Below are 23,095 nucleotides of genomic sequence, written 5' to 3'. Positions count from 1 at the left end.
GGATCTTCCTTCTTCCTGGTCGGGTCAGGGGGGGTCTAGGGGCGCTCGGTGTCCGCCAGTGCCGCGGTGAGGACGTGGCCGATCCGCGCCAGCGCGGACTCCGAGGTCATCCGCCAGTGCGAGGCGTGCACCGCGTGGTTGTGCACGGTGCCGTCCACGGCGTCGGCCCAGCTCGCGGCGCCCGCGGCGCCGGTGGGGTCGTCCAGCGCGGCGGTGAAATACAGCAGGTTGCCCTTGTACGGGCGGGGGCGGTAGCGCCGGATCAACTCCAGTGACCCGGCCCCCGCGCTCAGCACTCGGTCGAGTCGGTCGGCGCCGAACGAGGCGAACGGCTCGGGCAGACGCGCGAGCCGGAGCGCGAGCCGGGGCAGGTCCAGTTCGGCGTCCCCGTCATCGGCCGCTTCGCCGAGCAACCCCCCGAGCAGATCGGCGACCGGCAGGGCGGCGGACTCCTCCGCCTCGGCCCGCAGCGAGCTGTCCATCATGGCCAGGACCGCGACCCGCTGGCCCTGCTCCTGCAACTGCGTCGCCACCGCGTGCGCCAGGACGCCGCCGAGCGACCAGCCGAGCAAGTGGTACGGCCCCTCGGGCTGCACGGCGCGGATCTCCCGCACGTACCGGCCCGCCCAGTCGTCGATGGTCTCCGGAAGTGCCTCGCCCGGGTTCAGCATCGGCGACTGGATGCCGTACACGTCCCGCTCCGGGTCCAGGTGCGCCGCCAGACCCGCGAAGGACCACGCCACACCACCGGCGGGATGGATGCAGAACAGCGGCTCCCGAGCGCCGCCGGTGCGCAGCGCGAGCACGACGTCGAACGCGGCGGCCGCGTCGACCCGGCCGCGACCGCAGCGGTGCTGCTCCAGCTGGGCGATCAGGCGCGCCGGCGTCGGCGCGGCGAACAGCCAGAGCACCGGGATCTGCTCGCCCAGCGCCGCGGTCAGGCGGGCGGCCAAACCGGTGGCCAGCAGCGAGTTGCCGCCGCGTTCGAAGAAGTTGTCGTCCAGGCCGACCCGCTCGGCGGCGAGCACCTCGGCGAAGTCCGCGCACACGGCACGTTCCAGATCGGTACCGGGGGCGCGGGATTCCCGCGCGTGCGACTCCGGACGCGGCAAGGCCGCGCGATCGACCTTGCCATTCGCGGTGAGCGGCAAGGTCTCCAGTTGCCGCAGCTGCGTGGGCACCATGTAGCTCGGCAGGACATCGGCCAGCGCGGCGCGCAACGCGCCCGGGTCGAGCCGCTCGGCGGCGGTGAAATAGCCGGCCAGCACGGCGTTCGCGCCGTCGGTGTCGTAGGCGAGGACGATCGCCGCGCCGATCTCGGGCCGCGAGCGCAGGGCGTGCTCGATCTCGGCGAGTTCGATGCGGTAGCCGCGGATCTTCACCTGGAAATCACGCCGCTCGACGTACTCGAGGTTGCCGTCGGCGGCCCAGCGCACCATGTCGCCGGTGCGGTACAGGCGGGCGCCCGCCGGCCCGAACGGGTCGGCCACGAACCGTTCCGCGGTGAGTTCGGCTCGGCCGTGATAGCCGCGGGCCAGCTGCGCGCCGCCGAGGTACAGCTCGCCGGCCACCCCGGCGGGCACCGGGTGCAGCCGGTCGTCGAGCACGTAGACCCGGTTACCGGATTGGGGCGTGCCGATGGGCACCAGCGCCTGCCGGATACCGGTTTCCGCCCGGAACCGGGTGACCGACACCGCGGCTTCGGTGGGCCCGTAGAGGTTGTCGATTTCGGCCGCGGTGAGCGCCTCGACCCGCCGCACCGTCGCGGCGGGCAACGCCTCGCCGATGACGAGCAACCGGCGCAGCGAACGCGGTAGCCCGCGCTCGCCGCAGGCTTCGGCCAGCATCGCCAGCAGCGAGGGCACCATTGTCAGCGTCGTCACCGAAGCGCGGCGAACCAGGTCGAGCAGGCCCGCCGGGTCGCGCTGCGCGTCCTGCGGGGCGAGCACCAGCCGGGCTCCGGTTCGCAACGCCCACCAGTACTCCCACACCGACAGGTCGAACGCGGCCGAGGTCAGCACCAGCGCCGCGTCGTCCGAGCCGAGCGCGTATTCCGACTGCATCCAGTCCAGCTGATGCGCGACCGCCGCGTGCGGCACCGCCACACCCTTCGGCACACCGGTGGAACCGGAGGTGAAGATGACGTACGCGGTGTTCGCGGGCGAGAGCGCGGCGATCCGTTCGTCGTCGCGCACCGGGTGATCGGGGACGGTGTCGGCGACGGTCGAGATATCGAGCACCACACCGTGTTCCGATGCCGTCACGGGCAGCATCGGCTCGCGCGCCGAGGTGAGCACCAGGTGCGGTCCCGCGGCGGCGAGCACGCTCGCGGTGCGTTCCAGCGGATGCGCCGGGTCCAGCGGCACGTACGCGCCACCGGCCGTCACCACCGCGTACATCGCGACGATCAGGTCGACGCTGCGCGGAATGGCCAGCGCCACCGGCTTCTCCGGGCCGATACCGCGTGCGATGAGCACCCGGGCCAGGCGGTTGACCCGCGCGGCGAACTCCGCGTAAGTGAGCGTGGTGGCGTCGTCGACCATGGCGATCGCTTGTGGCGTCCTTGCCGCCTGCGCCTCGAACGCGGCGATCAGCGTCGTCGGGGCGAATGCCTGCCCGGCTCGGTTCCAGGTCACCAGCACGCGCTCGGTCTCGGCCGGGTCCAGCAGCGCGAGATCACCGACGGGCAGCCGCGGGTCCGCGCACACCGCGTTCAGCAGCCGTTGCAGGCGGGTGGCGAAACCGGCCACCGTGGACTCGTCGAACAGGGCGGTGGCGTAGGTGAGCGAGGCCGCCATGCCCGCCGGGGTTCCGCCGGGGCCGTAGCGGTCGGTGACGACCAGGTGCAGGTCGAACTGGGCGACCTCGGAGTCGAAATCGGCGGCGGTGGCGGTCAATCCGTCCAGCGAGAAATCGGCTTCCGCCTGGTTGTGGAAGGAGAAGCCGACCTGGAACAGCGGATGGCGGGCGGTGGACCGCTCCGGGTTGAGCACCTCGACCAAACGCTCGAACGGCACGTCGGCGTGCGCGAAGGCCGCGACATCGGCGGCGCGGACGCGGGCGAGCAGACCCGCGAAACCCTCGCCCGCGTCGACCTGGGCCCGCAGGACCAGCGTGTTGACGAACATGCCGACCACGTCGTCGAGTTCGGCCGCTCCGCGCCCGGCCACCGGCGTGCCCACCGCGATGTCCGCGGTGCCCGAGAGGCGGGCGAGCAACACCGCGAACGCCGCGTGCAGCACCATGAACAGCGTCGCGCCGGATTCGCGGCCGAGTTCGGTCAGCCGGGCGTGCAGGTCCGGGGCGATCGCGAAATCGACGTGCCTGCCGCGCGTCGCGACGACGGCGGGGCGCGGGCGATCGGCGGGCAGGTTCAGCTGCGCGGGCAGATCGGCCAGCGTCTCGGTCCAGAATCGGATCTGACGCGCCAGCAGCGAAGCGGGATCGTCCTCCGCACCGAGCAGTTCGCGCTGCCACACGCTGAAATCGGTGTATTGCACCGGAAGAGGCGACCAGTCCGGCGCGGCTCCGCGTCTGCGTGCCGCGTAGGCGACCATGACGTCGCGGGCCAACGGCGCCAGCGACGAGCCGTCGGCGGCGATGTGGTGCACCACGACGACGAGCACGTGCTCGGTCACCGGATCCGCCGCGGCGCCGTCCACCGGGGCGAACAGCCGGGCGCGGACGGGGACGGTGTCGGTGACGTCGAACCCGCCGCCGACGAAGTCGGCCACCGCCGCGGAGAGATCGTCGGCCGCGACGGCGATGGGCGCCAGCACCGGTGTGCTGTCGGCGACCGGCAAGACGACCTGCACCGGCCCGGACGCGTGCAGCGGGTAGACCGTGCGCAGCACGTCGTGGCGGGCGACGACGTCGCCGATCGCGGCGTTCAGCGCCGCCACGTCCAGCTCGCCGGTCAGGCGCACCGCGAGCGGGATGTTGTAGGCGGTGGACTGCCGATCGAGGCGGTTGAGGAACCACATGCGCTGCTGCGCGAGCGAAAGGGGCACGGCGCCGGTCAGCGCGCGCCGGGTGAGCGCGGGTCGGGGGGTCGCGCCGGAGGCGATCTCGAGCGCGCGGGCCAGCGCGGCGACCGTCGGGTGCTCGAACACCGCGCGGACGCCGACAGCGACCGCCAGCCGGTCCCCGAGCCGCGCGGCCAGCTGGGTCGCGGAAAGCGAGTTGCCGCCGCGAGCGAAGAAGTCGTCGTCCACGCCGACGCGCTCGAGTCCGAGAACCTCCGCGACCGTTCGCGCCACCGCTCGCTCGACCTCGGTGCCGGGCGCGCGGAACGGCGCGGCGCGAAGCTCGGGCCGCGGCAACGCGGCGCGGTCCAGCTTGCCGACCGGAGTCAGAGGCAGTTCGTCGAGTACCAGCAGGCTGCTCGGCACCATGTACCCGGCGAGCGAGCGAGCGGCGTGCGCCAGCAGGTCGGCGACGACGATCGTGTGGCCGGGCGCGGCGACGACGTAGGCGACCAGCGACACCGCGCCCGAGGCGTCGGTGTGGCCCACGGTGACGGCCGTGCGCACGGTCTCGTGTGCCGCGAGCGCGGCGTCGATCTCGCCGAGTTCGATGCGCAGGCCGCGCACCTTCACCTGCTGATCCGAACGCCCGACATAGCGCAGTGCGCCCGATCGGGTCCAGCGCACCAGGTCACCGGTCCGGTAGAGCCGTCCGCCCGCGGGGCCGTAGGGGTCGGCGACGAACCGGGACGCCGAAAGACCGGGCCGCGCGTGATATCCCCGGGCCAGGCCGGGACCGCGCAGGTACAGCTCACCGGTGACGCCGACCGGCACGGGCCGCAGCCTGCCGTCCAGCACCAGCGCGGACATGCCGTGGATCGGCGTGCCCAGATCGAGGGGATCGCCGGGCCGCAACGCCGCGCTGATCGTCGCGATGACGGTGGTCTCGGTCGGGCCGTAGGTGTTGTGGAACGACCGGCCGGCCGCCCAGTGCCGCACCGCATCCGGGCCGTAGGCCTCGCCTCCGACGGTGAGTTGCCGCAGGCAGCTCAGCTCGGCCTGGTCGAGCGTCGGCAGGACCGCCGGGGTGAGGAACGCGTGCGTCACCCGCCGGTCGCGGATGAGCGCGGTGAGTTCCGCGCCGCCGTAGACGCCCGGGGGCGCGATCACCAGCGCCGCCCCGGCGGACAGGGCCAGCAGCAGTTCGAGCATGGACGCGTCGAAGCTGGGCGAGGCCACGTGCAGGACGCGCGCGTCGGCGGTGACCGCGTACCGGTCCCGCTGCGCGAGGGCGACTCCGGCGAGGCCGCCGTGGGTGGCGACCACGCCCTTGGGCGTGCCGGTGGAGCCGGAGGTGTAGATCATCCAGGCCGGGTTCTCCACCCGCACGGGGCGGATCAGCTCCGCGGCATCGATCGGTGCTCCGCTGTTGCGGCGCATCCGCGCCGCCGTGGACGGCGCGTCCAGCACCAGCCAATCGACGGCACCGGGCAGTGCCGCGCGGCAGGTGGCGATCGTCAGGCCCAGCGCCGCACCGGAATCGGTGAGCATGTGCGCGATCCGCTCGGCCGGATAGGTGGGGTCGACCGGAACGAACACCGCGCCGGTCTTGGCCACCGCCCACACCGCGAGCACGGAGCTGATCGAGCGCGGCACCGCCACGGCCACTACGTCCTCGGCGCCGATTCCGTGTCCGATGAGCATGCGCGCCAACCGCGACGACTGCTCGTCCAGCGTCCGGTAGGTCAGCTGCCGGTCGCTCGCGACCAGCGCGACCGCGTCCGGGTCGAACGCGACCGCGACGGCCATGAGTTCGGCCAGCGTGTGCGGCGGCACCGGCGCGTCGCCCCGGCGGCCGAGCAGGTCGGCGCGCTCGGCGGGCGCCAGCAGGTCGAGCGTGCCGATCGGCGCGTCCGGTCGCGCCGTGAGCGCGCCGAGCAGCCTGCCGAAGCGGCGCAGCACGGCGCGGGCGGTGGCGCGGTCGAACAGATCGGTGGCGTAGTCCAGTTCGACCGCGAGATGACCGTCGGCGTCCGGCTCGGCGGACACGGTGAACTGCCAGTCGAATCGAGCCACCGGCTCGTCGAACTCGACGGCGGTCAGCTCGAGGCCCGGCACGGTGAAGGGACCGGTTCCGGCGTTCAGGTAGCTCAGCGCCACGGTGAACAGCGGATGCCGTGCCTGGGAGCGCTCGACGTCGAGTTCGTCGACCACCCGGTCGAACGGCACGCCCGCGTGCTCGAAGGCGGCGAGATCGACGGCTTTGGTCCGGGCGAGCAGGTCGGCGAAGGAGCGGTCCTGGTCCGGGCGGGTGCGCAGCACCACGGTGTTGACGAACATGCCGACCAGGTCGTCCAGGGCCGCCGTGCCGCGGCCTGCCACCGGAGTGCCGATCGGGATGTCGTCGGAGCCCGACAGGCGAGCCAGCAGGACGGCGAGGGCGGCGTGGACCACCATGAACGGCGTCGCGTCGTGACGGGCGGCCAGTTCGGTGACGCGCGCGGCGACACCGCCGCCGATTCTGGCCCGCACGTTCGCGCCACGCCCGGTCGCGATGGCCGGACGTGGACGGTCGGCGGGCAACTCGAGTTCGTCGGGCAGGTCGCGCAACGTCTCGGACCAATACGGAAGCTGTTGCGCGGCGGCGTTTTCCAGCTCGGCGTCCTGCCAGAGGGCGTAATCGGCGTATTGGGCGGTGAGAGCGGGCCAGACGGGGCGCGTGCCGAGGACCCTGGAGAGATAGGCCGTCAGCAGGTCGCGCAGCAGTGGGCTCATCGAGTAGCCGTCGGCCGCGATGTGGTGCACCACCGCGACCAGTACGTGACTCGTGGCGTGCTCGCGCAGCAGTGTGGCACGCACCGGGACCTCGGCGGTGACATCGAAACCGGCGGTGCGGATTTCGGCGATCCGGTCGTCGACGGCGCGGTCGTCCGGCGCTTCGACCGTCAATCGCACGGCGGCGCTGTCCGGAGGCAGGATCACCTGGTGACCCGCGCCGGTCGCGTCGGCCGGGTACAGCGTGCGCAAGCTCTCGTGCCGCGCCACGACGTCGGCGAACGCGGCCGCCAGGGCGTCGACGTTCAGTTCGCCCTCGATGCGCAGCGCGACCGGGATGTTGTGGGCGGGCGAAGCCGGGTCGAGCCGGTTGAGGAACCACATGCCGCGCTGGACGGGCGCGAGCGGAATCCGTTCCGGCCGTGGCCCGGCCACCAGCGGCACCACCCGCTCGGTCGCGGCGGCGTCCACGGTGAGCAGTTCGGCCAGCGCGCCTACGGTCGGCGCCTCGAACAGCAGCCGCACCGGGACGCGGCGACCGAGCCGGTCGCCGATCCTGGCCAGTACCCGGGTGGCGCTGAGCGAGTTGCCGCCCAAGGCGAAGAAGTGGTCGTCGAGGCCGATCGGGCCGGAGCCCAGCACCGATTCGACGGCGTCGGCCACCACGCGTTCGGCGGGCGTCACCGGGGCGCGGTAGGCGACGCGGTCGAACACCGGTTCCGGCAGCGCCTTCCGGTCCAGCTTGCCGGAGGCGTTGAGCGGGAAGGCGTCCAGCGTGACCAGCGCAGAGGGAAGCATGTACGACGGCAGCGCGGCCGCGGCGGCGCGCAGCACCTCGGCATCCGACAGCGCCGTGCCCGGCTCGGCGGTGAGGTAGCCGACCAGGTGGTCGTCGCCGGTGACGGTGGTGACCACCCGGGCCGCCGCCTGCGCCACCGCGGGCGCTGCCGCGAGGGCGGCCTCGATCTCGCCGAGTTCGACGCGCTGGCCGCGGAACTTCACCTGGAAGTCGGTGCGGCCCAGATACACCAGTTCGGCGGTGTCGCCGCCGGTGTCCCAGCGCACCAGGTCGCCGGTACGGTACATCCGCTGCCCCGGCGCGCCGAACGGGTTGGCCACGAAGCGGTCCGCGGTGAGATCCGGCCTGCCGTGGTAGCCGCGCGCGAGCTGGACGCCCGCGAGATACAGCTCGCCCGCGACACCGGGCAGCGTCGGACGCAGCCGCGAATCCAGCACGTAGACCCGGCTGTTCCATTCCGGGCTGCCGATCGGCAGGACGGTGCGGTCGCTCTCGCCCGTCACGTCGCGGTGGGTGATGCTCACCGCCGCTTCGGTCGGGCCGTACAGGTTGTGCACCCGTGCGGCGCTCACCGCGCCGAACGCCCGCACGGTTTCGGCGGGCAGCGCCTCGCCGATGACGAACACCGTGTGCATCGACTCGAGTGCGGCGCTGTGTCCGGTGGACGCGACGTGCCCGGCGAAGACGCTGAGCATCGACGGCACGAAATCGGTGATGGTGACTCGTCGTTCGGCGATCACCCGGGTGAGGTAGCCCGGGTCGCGGTGGCCGTCCGGTGCGGCCAGCACCAGTGTGGCGCCGACGCGCAGGGGCAGGAAATAGCCCCACAGCGACACGTCGAACGTGGTCGCGGTCTTTTGCAGGTACACGTCGTCGGCGGTGAGGCCGTATCGCGATTGCATCCAGGTCATCTGGTTGACGATCGCCGCGTGTGACACGCTGACGCCCTTGGGTTTTCCGGTGGAGCCGCTGGTGAAGATCACATAGGCCGGGCTGCCGGGGTGGATCGGCGCGGAACGTTCGTCCGCCGCGATGGGCTCGTCGGAGTAGCCGTCCAGCGCGATGGCGTCGACCAGGACGGTGGCGACGGACTCGCCCGCGTCGATCCGGTCGGCCGTCGTGGTGAGCACGGCCACGGGCCGCGCGGTCTCGAGAATGTGCGCGTTGCGCCGCGCGGGGTGGTCGGGGTCGATCGGCACGTACGCGCCGCCCGCTTTGAGCACGGCGTACATCGCGATCACCAGCTCCGGTGAGCGCCGGATCGCCAGCGCGACCAGCGATTCGGGGCCGACGCCCTCCGCGATCAGGTGGCGGGCCAGCCGGTTGGCGCGCCGGTCCAGGGCGCCGTAGGTCACGGTGGCCGGGGGCGTCGCGCTGTCGGGCACGAACACCAGCGCCGGGTCATCGGGCGTCGCGGCGGCCTGCGCCTCGAATTCATCGAGCAGCAGTTCGTCGGCCAGGGCGGTGTGCGCGGAGTCGTTCCACTCGGTGACCACGCGGTGCAGTTCGCCCGTACCGAACAGATCGATGTCGCCGACCACCTGATCCGGGTCGGCGGTGACCGCGGCGAGCAGGCGGACGAAGCGCGCGCCGAAGGTCTCGACGGTGGCGGCGTCGAACAGATCGGTAGCGTAGGTGAACCGCAGCGCGTCGCCGGTGACGGTAAGCTGGAGGTCGAACGGCGTTGTCTCGTAGTCGAATTCGTGCTCGGCCACGGCGACGCCGGCCATGTCCATGGTGACCGGCGCGAGGTTCTGGAAGAACAGCGCGATCTGGAACAGCGGGTGCCGGGCCTGCGAGCGCGGCGGGTCGAGCGCCTCGACCAGGCGCTCGAACGGCACGTCGGCGTGGGCGAAGGCGTCCAGGTCGTGCTCGCGCACCCGGCGCAGCACGGCGGCGAAGGTGGCCGAGCCGGGGACCCGCGCGCGCAACACCAAAGTGTTGACGAACATGCCGACCAGATCGTCCAGCGCCGCGTCACCGCGGCCCGCGACGGGCGCGCCGATCGCGATGTCGTCCGTGCCGGACAGCCTGGCCAGCAGGGTGGCCAGCGCGGCGTGCACGACCATGAACGGTGTGGCCTCGTAGCGCGCGGCCACGGCGGCGATGCCGTCGCCCACCTCGCCGGGCAGCGTCGTGGTCGTGCTCGCCGCGGCGTGCGAGGCGATCGGGGGGCGCGGGCGGTCGGCGGGCAGGTCGAGCTGAGCGGGCAGCGCGCGCAGCGTCTCGCGCCAGTACGCCAGCTGCCGCGCGGCCACCGAGTGCGGGTCGTCCTCGGCGCCGAGCACCTCGCGCTGCCAGAGCGCGTAGTCGGCGTATTGCAGGTCGAGTTCGGTCCAGACCGGGGCGGTGCGTGTCGCGCGGGCCGCGTAGGCGGCGGCCAGATCGCGGGCCAGCGGGCCCATCGAGAAGCCGTCGGCCGCGATGTGGTGCACCACCAGGGCCAGCAGGTGATCGCGGTCGGACCGGGTCACCAAGCCGATGCGCAGCGGCACCTCGGCGGTCAGGTCGAACGGGGCGGCGACGAACTCCCGCAGCGCGCCCGCCGCCTCGAGCATCTGGATCGACGGAACGTGGGTGGCGTCGAGAATGCGCTGGTAGCCGATGCCTTCGTGGTCGGGGTACACGGTGCGCAGGGTTTCGTGCCTGCCGACCAGGTCGCCGACGGCGGCGGCGAGGGTGTCCGGGTCCAGATAGCCCGTGAGGCGGACCACCACCGCGATGTTGTGCACGGTCTCGGCGGGATCGAAGCGGTTGAGGAACCACATGCGCTGCTGCGCCGGCGAGAGCGGTACGCGTTCCGGACGCGGCCGCGGCGCGAGCGCGGGCTTGGCGCCCGTGCCCGCGAGCCGTTCGGCCCGTGCGGCCAGCGCGGTCACGGTCGGCGCCTCCAACAGCAGGCGCACCGGGATCTCGGCGTCCAGTTCGGCGCCCAGTCGGGCGGCGACCCGGGTGGCGATCAGCGAGTTGCCGCCGAGGGCGAAGAAGTCGTCGTCCGCGCCGACGCGCTCGACGCCGAGCAGCGCCGCGACGATCCGCGCGACGGTCGCCTCGACGCGGGTGGCCGGAGCCCGGTAGCCCGCGGTCGCGAACTCCGGCGCGGGCAGTGCGGCCCGGTCCAGCTTGCCCGAGGCGTTGACCGGGAACCGCTCGAGGACGACGAACGCCGTGGGCACCGCATACGCGGGCAGTTCGGCGCTCAGCGCGGCGCGCACATGCTCGGTGACGAGCTCGCGGCGGCCCGACGCGACCAGGTAGGCGACCAGCTGATCGCCCAACCGCTCGTCCGAACGCACCAGCACCACCGCCTGCGCGACCGCGTCCAGCGCCAGCAGCGCCGATTCGACCTCGCCCGGCTCGATGCGCAGACCGCGCAGTTTCACCTGGAAGTCCGTCCGACCCAGGTACTCGAGTTCACCGTCCGGCCGCCAGGCCACGAGGTCGCCCGTGCGGTACATCCGCGCCCCGGCGGGCCCGAACGGACCGGCCACGAACCGATCGGCGGTCAGTTCGGGGCGCGCCACGTAACCCTGCGCCAGCTGTGCGCCTGCCAGGTACAGTTCCCCCGGCACGCCGACGGGCACCGGCCGCAGCCGGGCGTCCAGCACCAGCAAGCGGGTGTTGGCCACCGGCCTGCCGATCGGCACGGACACCAGGTCCTCGTCGGTCACCTCGTGATAGGTGACGTCGACAGCGGCCTCGGTGGGGCCGTAAAGGTTGTGCACCCGCGCTCCGATCAGCTCTCGCGCCCGCTGCGCGGTAACCGCGGGCAATGCCTCGCCCGATGCGAAGACGCTGCGCAGCGTAATGCACTCACCCGTGCGTGGCTCCGCCAGGAAAACCCCCAGCGTGGAGGGTACAAAGTGCACCGTCGTGACGCGCTGCTCGACGATCACGCGAGCCAGATGGGCCGGGTCGCGATGACCATCTGGACGAGTGACCACCAGCCGGGCACCGAAAGCCAAGGGCCAGAAAAACTCCCAGACGGAAACATCGAAGGTGGCGGGGGTCTTTTGCAGCACCACGTCGTCGGCGGCCAGCGGATAAGCCGACTGCATCCATGTGAGGCGATTCACGATCGCCGCGTGGGTGACCGCGACGCCCTTCGGGCGTCCGGTCGATCCCGAGGTGAAGATCACATAAGCGGTGTGCCCGGGCGCGGGTGACCCGAGCCGGTCGAGGGCGGTCAGCGGAGCGGTGGAGTAGCCGGTCAGGTCGAGCCGGTCGATCCGGACCTGTCGTGCCGCGCCCGCGTCCAGATCGAGGCCAGAGGTGAGCACGCACACCGGCCGTGCGGTCGACAGCACGTATTCCAGCCGCTCGGCCGGATGGTCGGGGTCGAGCGGGACGTACGCGCCGCCCGCGAGGGTGACCGCGTAGATGCCGAGCACCAGGTCCAGCGACCGGCGCATGCCGAGCGCGACCGGGGTGCCGGGGCCGACGCCCTGCCCGGCCAGCCAGCGCGCCAGCTGTCGCGCCCGTCCGGCGAACTCGGCGTACGTGAGCGTCGCGTAGCTACTCATGTGGGGGTGGTGGTCGGGCGACGAGTGGGCCATGGTGTGCCCCTCGACCGTGACCGCGGGCGCGTCCGGGGTCCTGGCCACCTGCGCCTCGAACAGCGAGACCAGCGTGGCCGCCGGGTCGACGGCGGCGGCGGTGTCGTTCCATCGGTCGAGCACCAGCGCCCGCTCGGCGTCGTCCAGGAGTTCGATGTCGCCGACCCGCACCGAAGGATCGGCCACCGCGGCCCGCAGCACCCGCGTGAAGCGAGCCCCGAACGTCTCGACGGTGGTCCGGTCGAACAGGTCCGTGGCGTACCGCAGCACGCCGCGCAGCGCGTTACCGGTCTCCGCGCGGTGCTCGGTCAATTCCACGGCCAAGTCGAACTGGGCGACGCGATTGTCCAGCGGATAGGCCGACACGGTGAGACCGGGCAGGCGCAGCACGGTGTCGTCGTGCTGCTCGAAGGTGAGCAGCGTCTGCACGATCGGCGAATGCGCCTGCGAGCGGACCGGGTTCAGCTCCTCGACCAGGCGCTCGAAGGGAAGGTCGGCGTGGGCGAAGGCCCGCACATCGGCCTCGCGCACGCGAGCGAGCAGTTCGGCGAAGGACGCGTCCGCCGCGATCGGCGTGCGCAGTACGAGGGTGTTGACGAACATGCCGACCAGGTCGTCCAGCGCTTGTTCGCCGCGTCCCGCGACCGGGGTGCCGATGGCGACGTCGTCCACTCCGGCGAGCCGCGCGAGCAGCGCGGCGTAGGCGGCGTGCAGCACCATGAACATCGAGACCCCGCGCCGCCGGGCGAGTTCGGCGATCGAGCCGGTGAGGTCGGCGGGGATCGCGAACTCGACGGTGGCGCCGCGCCCGGAGGCCACCGCCGGGCGGGGGCGGTCGGCGGGCAGCTCCAGCACCGGCGGGAGTCCGTCGAGCTCGGTCCGCCAGTAGGCGATCTGGGTCGACAGCGCCGAGTCCGGATCGTCCGCGGAACCCAGCGCGGCGCGCTGCCAGAGGGTGAAGTCGGCGTATTGCACGGGCAGCGGACGCCACGACGGCGTCTCCCCTGCTGCGCGCGCGGTGTAGGCCGTCATGAGGTCGCGGGCCAGCGGGGCGGTGGAGACGCCGTCGGCGGCGATGTGGTGGACCACGACGGCGAGCAGGTGATCGTCCGGCTCGACGCGGAACAGGCTCGCCCGAACCGGGATACGTGCGCACAGGTCGAAACTCTCGGCGGTCACCGCGAGTACCGCGCCACGCAGGTCCGGTTCGGTCACCTCGATCGGGTGCAGCGGCAGCTCGGGCACATCCGCGCCGCTGAGCACCACTTGGGTCGGGCCGTCGGCATCCGCGGGGAAGACGGTGCGCAGCGATTCGTGCCGATCGATCACGTCGCGCACGGCAGCCCGCAACGCCGCCCCGTCCAGCGCACCGGTGAGCCGGATGGTGATCGGGATGTGGTACACCGCCGAATCCGGATCGAGCCGGTGCAGCAGCCACATGCGGGTCTGTGCCAGCGACAACGGGATTCGCGCGGGACGCTCGGCCGGGGCGAGCGCGGGCCCGGCGGTGTCCGGGCGCTCCGACCGGGCGACCCGCGACGCCAGCCCCGCCACGCTCGGCGTCTCGAACACCTCGCGCACGGTCAGCGCGCACCCGAAGGCGGCGTTGACCCTGGCGACCAGCCGCATGGCCAGCAGCGAATTGCCGCCGCGGGCGAAGAAGTCGTCGTCCGCGCCGATCCGCGCCGCACCGGTCAGGTCGGCGACCAGCGTGGCGAGCACCGCCTCGGTCCCCTCCCGCGGCGCACGGAACTCCCCTGCGGCGGAGGAGAGTTCGACGGCGGGCAGCGCCGACCGGTCGAGCTTGCCCACGGTGGTCAACGGCATCTCGTGGAGCACGACGACATGGGTGGGCACCATGTACGCGGGCAGCTGGGCGCGCGCCTCGTCGAGCACCGCCTCCGGCGCCACGTCCGCCCCGGTGACGTAACCGATCAGGCATTCCTGTCCCGCGCTGTCGCGGGCCACGCGCACCGCCGCGTTCGTCACGCCGGTCGCGGCGGCGAGCACCGCCTCGATCTCGCCCAGCTCGATCCGCTGGCCGCGCAACTTGACCTGGAAGTCGTTGCGGCCCAGATACACCAGATCGCCGTCGCGGTTCCAGCGCACCAGGTCACCGGTCCGGTACATCGTGTGGCCGGGCACCCCGAACGGGTCGGCGACGAATCGTTCGGCGGTCAGCCCCGGTCGGGCGTGATACCCGCGCGCCAGTTGGTCGCCCGCGAGATACAGCTCTCCGGTGACGCCGATCGGCACCGGGCGCAACCGGGCGTCCAGCACGTAGGCCCTGGTGTTCCAGCACGGGCGGCCGATGGCCACGTCCCGACCGGCTCCGGCGTCGGCGTCGGTGAACTCGTGGTAGATCGCCGAGATCGCCGCCTCGGTGGGGCCGTAGGCGTTGTGCACCGCGCCGTCGAAGCTGCCGCGCAGCGCGGCGAGCAGGTCCGGGGTGAGCGCTTCGCCGCCGCAGTGCAGGTGCCGGAACGACCGCAGCGCGTCGCCCATGCCCTCGCCGAGCAGCGCGGCCAGCACCGAGGGCACGTACTCGGCGATGGTGATGCGGTGTTCGCGCAACAGGTTCGCGAAGTAGCTCAGGTCCAGGTGCCCGCCGGGGCGGGCGATCACCAGCGGCGCGCCGACGGCGATCGGCAGGAAGCATTCCCACACCGACACGTCGAAGGTCAGCGGCGCGCGTTGCAGGATGCGGTCGGACGCGGTCACCCGGTAGCGGAATTCCAGCCACCGCAGCTGGTTCATGATCGCGCGGTGCGTGACGGCCACGCCCTTCGGCCGCCCGGTGGAGCCGGAGGTGAACAGCACGTAGGCGGTGTTGTCCGGTCGCAGCGCGGCGACGCGCTCGGCATCCGCGACCGGGCCGTCGGCGACGCCGTCGAGGTCGAGATCGGCGAGATCGAGGACGGCCACACCGTCCAGTGCGGGCAGCGTCGCGCCGCCCGCGATCAGCACCAGCCGCGGCGCGGCGCTTCCGACGATCTGCCCCAGGCGTTCAGCCGGGTGCGCCGGATCGATCGGCAGGTACGCAGCGCCCGCGCGCACGATCGCGTACATCGCCACGAGCATGTCGATCGAGCGTGCGGCGGCCAGGCCGACGATGTCCTCCGGCCCCACAGCCGCCTCGATCAGTCTGCGGGCCAGCCGGTTCACCCGGGAGGCGAACTCGGCGTAGGTCACCGCCGCGTCCTCGAAGCGCACGCCGACGCGATCGGGCGTGGCGGCGACGCGGGCGGTGAGCAGGTCGTCCAGCGTCTCGGCGGGCAGCGCGTGCGCGGTGGCGTTGCGGTCCGACAGCAGCATGCCGCGTTCGGCATGCGACATCAGCTCGACCGCGCCGACCGGGATGCGGGCGTCGCGCACCATCGCGCGCAGCACGCGTTCGAAGGCGGCGAGGAATCCGGCGACGGTCGGTTCGTCGAACAGGTCGAGCGCGTAGTGCAGGTGCGCGTCGATGCCGTCCGGCGCGCCGTCTGCGGTGTAGCGGTCGGTGAACGTCCAGTCCAGGTCGAGCTGGATCGGCGCCGCGCCCACCTCGAGCGCGGCGATGGCCAGCCGGTGCAGCCGGAACTCCGGCGCGGCCTGGTTCTGCAAGGTAAGCGCGACCTGGTACAGCGGGGCGTGCGCCTGCGAGCGGACCGGGTTCAGCGCCTCGACCAACTGCTCGAACGGCACCGCCGCGTGGTCGAAGGCGGCCAGGTCGGCCGCGCGCACGGACGCCAGCAGTTCGCCCAGGGTCGCGTCCTGGCGGACCTCGATGCGCAGCACCAGCGTGTTGACGAACATGCCGACCAGCTCGTCCAGCGCTTCCTCGCCGCGCCCTGCGACCGGCGCGCCGATCACGACATCCGCGCCCGCGCCGTAGCGGCTCAGCAGCACGGCCAGCGCGGTGTGCAGCACCATGAACGGCGTCACCCGGTGCGCGGCGGCCAGGTCGTGGATCCGCTCGTGCAGGGCGGCGTCCAGCCGGCCGGTCAGCGCGCCGCCCCGGTTGGTGGCCACCGCGGGACGCGGCCGGTCGGACGGGAGCGTCAGCACCTCGGGCAGCCCGGCCAGCCGATCGGTCCAGTAGGCCAACTGGCGCGACAGCACCGAGGCCGGGTCGTCGGCAGAGCCGAGCGCGGCGCGCTGCCAGATCGCGAAGTCGGCGTACTGCACCGGCAGGGAACTCGGCGTTGGCGCCGTGCCCGCGCACCGTGCGACGTAAGCGTTGGCCAGGTCCCTGGTGAGTGGCGCGAAAGACCAACCGTCCGCGGCGATGTGATGCACGACGAACAGCAGGATGTGGACCTGCTGCGCGTCCGCCCGGTCGTCCTCGACGCGCAGCAGGCGGACGCGCAGCGGCACCTCGGCGGTGACGTCGAACCCCGTGCGCGCGGCCGCGGCGACGAGTTCGGGCACCTGCTGCGCGGGAACCGGCCGTGTGACCGGTTCGACCAGTTTCGTCCCGGCGGGAAGCACCAATTGGGTCGCGCCGTCGTCGTGTTCGGGATAGATCGTGCGCAGCGTCTCGTGCCGGGCGATCACGTCGGCGATCGCCGCCTCCAACGCGGGCACGTTCAGCGCCCCGGTGAGGCGCAGCGCGAACGGGATGTTGTACGCGCCGCTGGTGGTGTCGAACCGATTCAGGAACCACATGCGCTGCTGGGCGATCGACAACGGGATCGGGCCGCCGCGCTCCTGCGGCGTGAGCGGCGGCAGCGCTACCGCAGCGGTCTCGACCGGGCCGTCCACGGTGATCCGCCGCGCCAGCGCCCGCACCGTGGGCGCGTCGAAGATCGTGCGCACCGCCACCTCGGCGCCGGTGGCCTTGCCCAGCCGCGCGGCCAGCTGGGTGGCGCTGAGGGAGTTGCCGCCGAGGGTGAAGAAATCGTCCTCGGCGCCTACCTCGGTCACCCCGAGCAGGGCTTCGAAGGTCTCGGCGACAAGCGTTTCCGTCGCGCCGCTCGGGGGCAGGAAGGTCGCGGGCGCGAGCACGGGCGCGGGCAGCGCGGATCGGTCCAGCTTCCCGGAGGCGTTCACCGGCAACCGGTCCAGCACCACGAACGCCTGCGGCACCATATAGCCGGGAAGCCGCTGGGCCACCGCGTCGCGCACCGTCGCGATCTCGAACGGTGCGTCCGTCACGAGGTAGGCGACCAGCTGCTCGCCCGTGCCGCGATCGTCGCGCACCAGAACGGCGGCCTGAGTCACGGCGGGCGTCGCGAGCAGCGCCGACTCGATCTCGCCGAGTTCGATGCGCAGGCCGCGGAGCTTGACCTGGGAATCGGTGCGACCGAGGAACTCCAGCTCGCCCGCGCGGGTCCACCGCACCAGATCGCCGGTGCGGTACATCCGTTCGCCGGGCGGGCCGAACGGGTCGGCGACGAACCGGTCACCGGTGCGGCCGGGACTGCCCAGATAGCCGCGCGCCAGCTGGACACCCGCGAGATACAGTTCGCCGGGCACACCCTCCGGCACCGGCCGCAGCCGCGCGTCGAGTACATACGTCCGGGTGTTCCAGATCGGCTTGCCCATCGGCACGGACTCGAAGTCGGTATCGCACACCGCGTGGAAGGTCACCTCCACCGCGGCCTCGGTGGGTCCGTAGCCGTTGTGCACCCGCGCACCGGTGAGTTCGCGCATCCGGTGGGCGACGCCGACCGGCAGCGCCTCACCGGAGCAGAACACCTCGCGCAGCGAAGGCGCGTCGAACTCGCCCGCGACGAAGACGGCCAGCATGGACGGCACGAAGTGCGCCGCGGTGACGCCCTCGGCACGGATGAGGCGCGCCAGGTACGCCGGGTCGCGATGCCCGTCCGGCCGCGCCAGCACCATGCGCGCACCGACCTGCAACGGCCAGAAGAACTCCGGCACCGACACGTCGAAGGTGGCGGGCGTCTTCTGCAACAGGACATCCCCCGGGCCGAGCGCGACGTACGCCGACTGCATCCAGCGCAGCCGGTTGACGATGCCGCGATGGCTCATGGCCACGCCCTTCGGCGTGCCCGTGGAGCCGGAGGTGAACAGTACGTAGGCGGTGTTTTGCGGGCGCAGCGCGGCGCGCCGGTCGGCGTCGGTGAGCGGGGTGTCCGGGTAGCCCGACAGGTCCAGCCGATCGATCCGCGTTTCGGGCAGGCCGCAATTCAGGTCCGCGCCCGCGGTCAGCACGCACACCGGCGCGGCCGTTTCGAGGATGTGCGCGGTGCGCTCGGCCGGATGGTCGGGGTCGATCGGCAGGTAGCCGCCGCCCGCCGCGACCACCGCGTACATGCCGACCACCAGGTCGACGGAACGGCGCATGCCCAGCGCCACCAGCGTTTCCGGGCCGACGCCCCGGCTGACGAGCCACCGCGCCAAGCGGTTGACCCGCCCGGCGAACTCGGCGTACGTCAATGTCGAGCAGTGGTGGTCCGACGACGAGTCGGCCGATGTCGTCACCTCGAAGGTGATCGCCGCGGCGTCCGGTGTGCGTTCGACTTGCGCGGCGAACAGCGAGACGAGCGTGCCGGATTCGGGCAGCGGATGCGCGGTGGCGTTCCATTCCCGCAGCACCCGCGCGCGCTCGGCGTCCGACAACAGTTCGATGTCACCGATGCGCGCCCCGGGATCGGCCGTGGCGGCGGCGAGCATGCGCCGGAACCGATCGGCATAGGACTCGGCCGTCACGGCGTCGAACAGGTCGGTGGCGTAGCGCAGGGTGGCGGACAGCTCCGCCGATTCCGCCCGCTCCGTCACCACCAGGTGCAGATCGAACTTCGCACCGTTGTCGGGAATCTCGACCGGGCGCACCGACAGCCACGGCACCTCCATGGCCTGTCCGTCGAAGGCGGGCGTCGCGGCCTCGAAGCTGAACATCACCTGGAACAGCGGGTGCGCACCGGCGGAGCGATCCACGGCCATGGCGTCCACCAACCGCTCGAACGGCAGATCGGCGTTGGCGAACGCGGCCAGGTCGGCGTCGCGGACCTCGGAGAGCAGCCCGGCGAACGAGGCGTCGGCGGCGACCCGCGTGCGCAGTGCGAGGGTGTTGACGAACATGCCGACGAGGGCGTCCAAGGCCCGCTCGCCGCGCCCGCCGACGGGCGAGCCGATCACGATGTCGGCGCTGCCGCTCATCCTGGCCAAGGTGGCGGCGAAGGCCGCGTGCAGTGTCATGAACAGTGTCGCGCCGCTGCGCCGGGCGAGCGCGCGCAGGCCCGCGGCCACCTCGGGCTCGATCACGAAATCGACGGCCGCTCCCTCGTGCGACGCGACCGCGGGGCGTGGCCGATCGGCCGGGAGCGGCAGTTGCGCCTGCGCGCCGTCCAGCACGTCGCGCCAGAAGCGCAACTGCTGGTAGGCGAGTTCGCCGGGGACGTCCTCGGCGCCGAGGAGCTCGCGGTGCCAGAGGCTGTAGTCGGCGTACTGCACGGTCAGCTCGTCCCAGTCCGGCCGCAGGCCGGTCAGGCACGCGAGGTAGGCCCGGACCAGATCGGTGACCAGCGGCGCCATCGACAGGGCGTCGGCGGCGATGTGATGGACGACGAACACCAGCACGTATTCGTCGCCGGTGACGCCGCGCGCCTCGTCCACCCGGTCGACGGCCAGCAGCGCGACCCGGCACGGCAGTTCGGCGGTGACGTCGAACCCGGCGCGGACGATGCCGATCACGGCGTCGCGCACCGCGGAGCGGTCGATCGGCACCGGATGCAGGCTCAAGCCGATGTCGGCCGCGTCGAGGACGGATTGGTAGGGGCCGCCGTCGGTTTCGGGGTAGGTGGTGCGCAGCGTCTCGTGCCTGGTGAGCACGTCGAGCACGGCGCGCTCCAGCGCGGTCACGTCCAGGCGACCGGTCAGCCGCAGCACGATCGGCAGGTTGTAGACGCTGTCGACACCGTCCTGACTCTCGACGCGGTTGAGGAACCACAGTCGCTGCTGCGCGGGCGAGAGCGGCACCCGTTCGGGCCGCTCCCGGCGGACCAGCGCGAGCCGCTGGGCTCCCTCCGCGCCGAGCCGTCCGACGGCGGCGGCGAACCCCTCCACCGTTGGCGCGTCGAACAGCGCGCGCACCGGCACGCGCACGCCCGCGGCCTCGCCCGTGCGGGCGGTGACCTGGGTGGCGTCCAGTGAGCTGCCGCCGAGGGCGAAGAAATCGTCGTCCAGCCCGACTCGCTCGGCTCCAAGCACCTCCGCGAACACCGCGGCGACCAGCCGCTGCGCGGCGTCTACGGGCGGACGGAAGCGCTCGGCGGTGGGCACCGGGGCCTGCAGTGCCGCGCGATCGAGCTTGCCGCTGGTGTTCACGGGGAATTCGTCCAGTTCGACCAGTGTGGTCGGCACCATGTAAGCGGGAAGCCGCTGAGCGACAGCGGCTTTCACCGCGTCGAGGTCGGCTGTCGCGCCGGGCGCCGCGATCACGTAACCCGCCAGGAAGTCACCCGCCGGTCCGGTGACCAGCCGTGCCGCGGCCTGCCCGACCTCGGGTACCGCCAGCAACGCGGTCTCGATCTCGGCGAGCTCGACGCGCTGGCCGCGGAATTTCACCTGGAAGTCGGTGCGGCCCAGATAGATCAGTTCGCCGTCGCCGCTCCAGCGCACCAGGTCTCCGGTGCGGTACATGCGCGCGCCCGGCGCGCCGAACGGGTTCGCGACGAAACGATCGGCGGTGAGGTCGACGCGGCCGTGATAGCCCCGCGCCAGCTGCGCACCCGCAAGATACAGCTCGCCCGGCACGCCGATCGGCACGGGCCGCAACCGTCCGTCGAGCACGTAGACCTGCGCGTTCCACTCCGGCTCGCCGATCGGCACGTACGGCGTGTCGGCGTCGGTGACCTCGCGGTTGGTGATGGACACCGCCGCCTCGGTGGGGCCGTAGAGGTTGTGCAGGCCCGCGTCGCACACCTGCCGGAACGCCGCGACGGTGTGCGGAGGCAGCGCCTCGCCGATGACGAACACCTCGCGCAGCGAGTCCAGTTCGCCCGGCTGCGCGTGCGCGGCGAACACCGCGAGCATCGACGGCACGAAATCGGTGAGCGTGACCTGGTGGTGGGCAATGGTTTCGGCGAGGTAGCGCGGATCGCGGTGCCCGTCCGCCGCCGCGAGCAACAGGGTGGCGCCCGCGCGCAGCGGCAGGAAGTATCCCCACAGCGAGACGTCGAAGGTGCTCGCGGTCTTCTGCAAGTAGACATCGCCGGCCCGCGGACGGTACTCCGCGTGCATCCAGGCCAGCTGGTTGGCGATGGCCTGATGGCTGACCGCCACGCCTTTCGGCTTGCCGGTGGACCCGGAGGTGAAGATCACGTAGGCCGGGTGCTGCGGATGCAGCACGCCGCGGCGTTCACGGTCGCCGATCTTGCCGGAGGGGTAGGCGGAGAGATCGAGTTCGTCCAGGTGATACACCGGCGCGGAAGCGGTCTCCCCATCGAATCCGGCCGCCCGGCTGGTCAGGATCGCGTGCGGGCGCGCGGTGTCGAGGATGTGACCGACGCGTTCGGCCGGATGCGCCGGATCCACCGGGACGTACGCACCGCCCGCCCGCGCCACCGCGTACATGGCCACGACCAGCTCGATCGAGCGCGGCAGGGCCAGCACGACCAGCGCCTCCGGGCCGACGCCGATCCCGATGAGCATCCTGGCCAGCCGGTCGGCCCGGTCCGACAGCTCGGTGTAGCTCAGCCGCTCGGTACCGGCGACCAGCGCGACGGCATCCGGCGTGCGGCGTACCTGCGCGTCGAAGCCCTCGTGCAGGAAACGGTCCGGCACTCTGTGCCCGCTGGCGTTCCAGCTCGCGGTGACGTAGTCCAGTTCGCCCGCGTCGAGCAGCGGGAGATCCCCGACCGGGGCGTCCGGGTCATCCACCGCCGCACGCAGCAGCCGGACGAATTTCGCCGCGAACTCTCGAACGGTCGTCGCGTCGAACAAGTCGGTGGCGTAGGTGAATTCGGCGCGATATCCGTCGGCGGCGTCGGAAACCGTGAGCTGCAGATCGAACTTCGCGAAACCGGCATCGAAGTCGACCGGCTCGACGTCCAGACCGGGCATGGCCAGCGCGATCGAACCGACGTTCTGCATGAACAACGCGACCTGGAACAGCGGGTGGCGCGCGGTCGACCGCGCCGGATTCAGCGCGTCCACCAATTGCTCGAACGGGATGTCGGCGTGCGCGAAGGCACGCAGGTCGCGATCGGCGGCATACGCGAGGAACTCGGCGAAGCTGCGCGCGCCGTCCACTTCGGTGCGCAGCACGAGCGTGTTGACGAACATGCCGACCAGATCGTCCAGCGCGGCGTCGCCCCGGCCCGCGACCGGCGTGCCGATCGCGATGTCGGCGGTGCCCGACAGCCGGGCCAGCAGGGCCGCCAGCGCGGCGTGCAGCACCATGAACGGCGTGGCGCGAACGCGCGCCGCGACCGTCTCGACGTCGGCGCGCAGGGTGGCGTCGAGGGCGAACTCGTAGGTCGCGCCCTGATAGGAGGTCGCGGGCGGGCGCGGCCGATCCGCGGGCAGCTCCAATTGCGCGGGGAGATCGGCCAATTCGGCGCGCCAGAAGGCGAGCTGGCGCGCGGCCACGGAGTCCGCGTCGGTCTCCGCGCCGAGCACCCGCTGCTGCCAGAGCGCGTAATCGGCGTACTGCACCGGCAGCGGAGCCCACTCCGGCGCCCGGCCCTCGCGCCGCGCGGCATAGGCGGTGGTCAGGTCGCGCATCAGCGGCCCGAGCGAGAAACCGTCGGCCGCGATGTGGTGGACGACGAGCACCAGCGTGTGGTCCTCGGGCCCGCAGCGCAGCAGGCGCACCCGCACCGGGATCTCCTCGGCGACGTCGAAGCCCTGCCCCGCCGCCCGGCGGATCGCCGCGACCAGCCGGTCCTGCGGCACGTCGGCGGGCGTCAGGTCGAACACCGCGTGCACCCGCCGCACCGATTGCGCGGGCCCGTCAGCGGTCTGCGGATAGACGGTGCGCAGCACTTCGTGCCTGGCCACCAGATCGGTGATCGCCGCCGACAGCGCGGAGACCTCCAGCGGGCCGC

At 72.5% G+C, this 23,095-nt stretch carries 1 protein-coding gene (cut by a window edge); it reads right to left on the bottom strand.

Annotation, left to right across the window (positions count from 1 at the left end; translation table 11 throughout):
- Nucleotides 1–35: 35 nt before the first annotated feature.
- A protein-coding gene (locus ACGF7Y_RS14080; protein WP_393233376.1) for a non-ribosomal peptide synthase/polyketide synthase crosses the window boundary here: on the bottom strand, nt 36–23,095 show its 3' portion. Its footprint extends 2,218 nt past the window's final position; the window shows 23,060 of its 25,278 coding nt (coding positions 2,219–25,278); its start codon lies off the right edge, out of view; it ends in the stop codon at nt 36–38.

The organism is Nocardia sp. NPDC047654, assembly GCF_043205035.1.
Taxonomy (GTDB): domain Bacteria; phylum Actinomycetota; class Actinomycetes; order Mycobacteriales; family Mycobacteriaceae; genus Nocardia.
The sequence above is the reverse complement of the archived record's forward strand: the minus strand, read 5'-3'. Positions and strand labels throughout refer to the sequence as shown.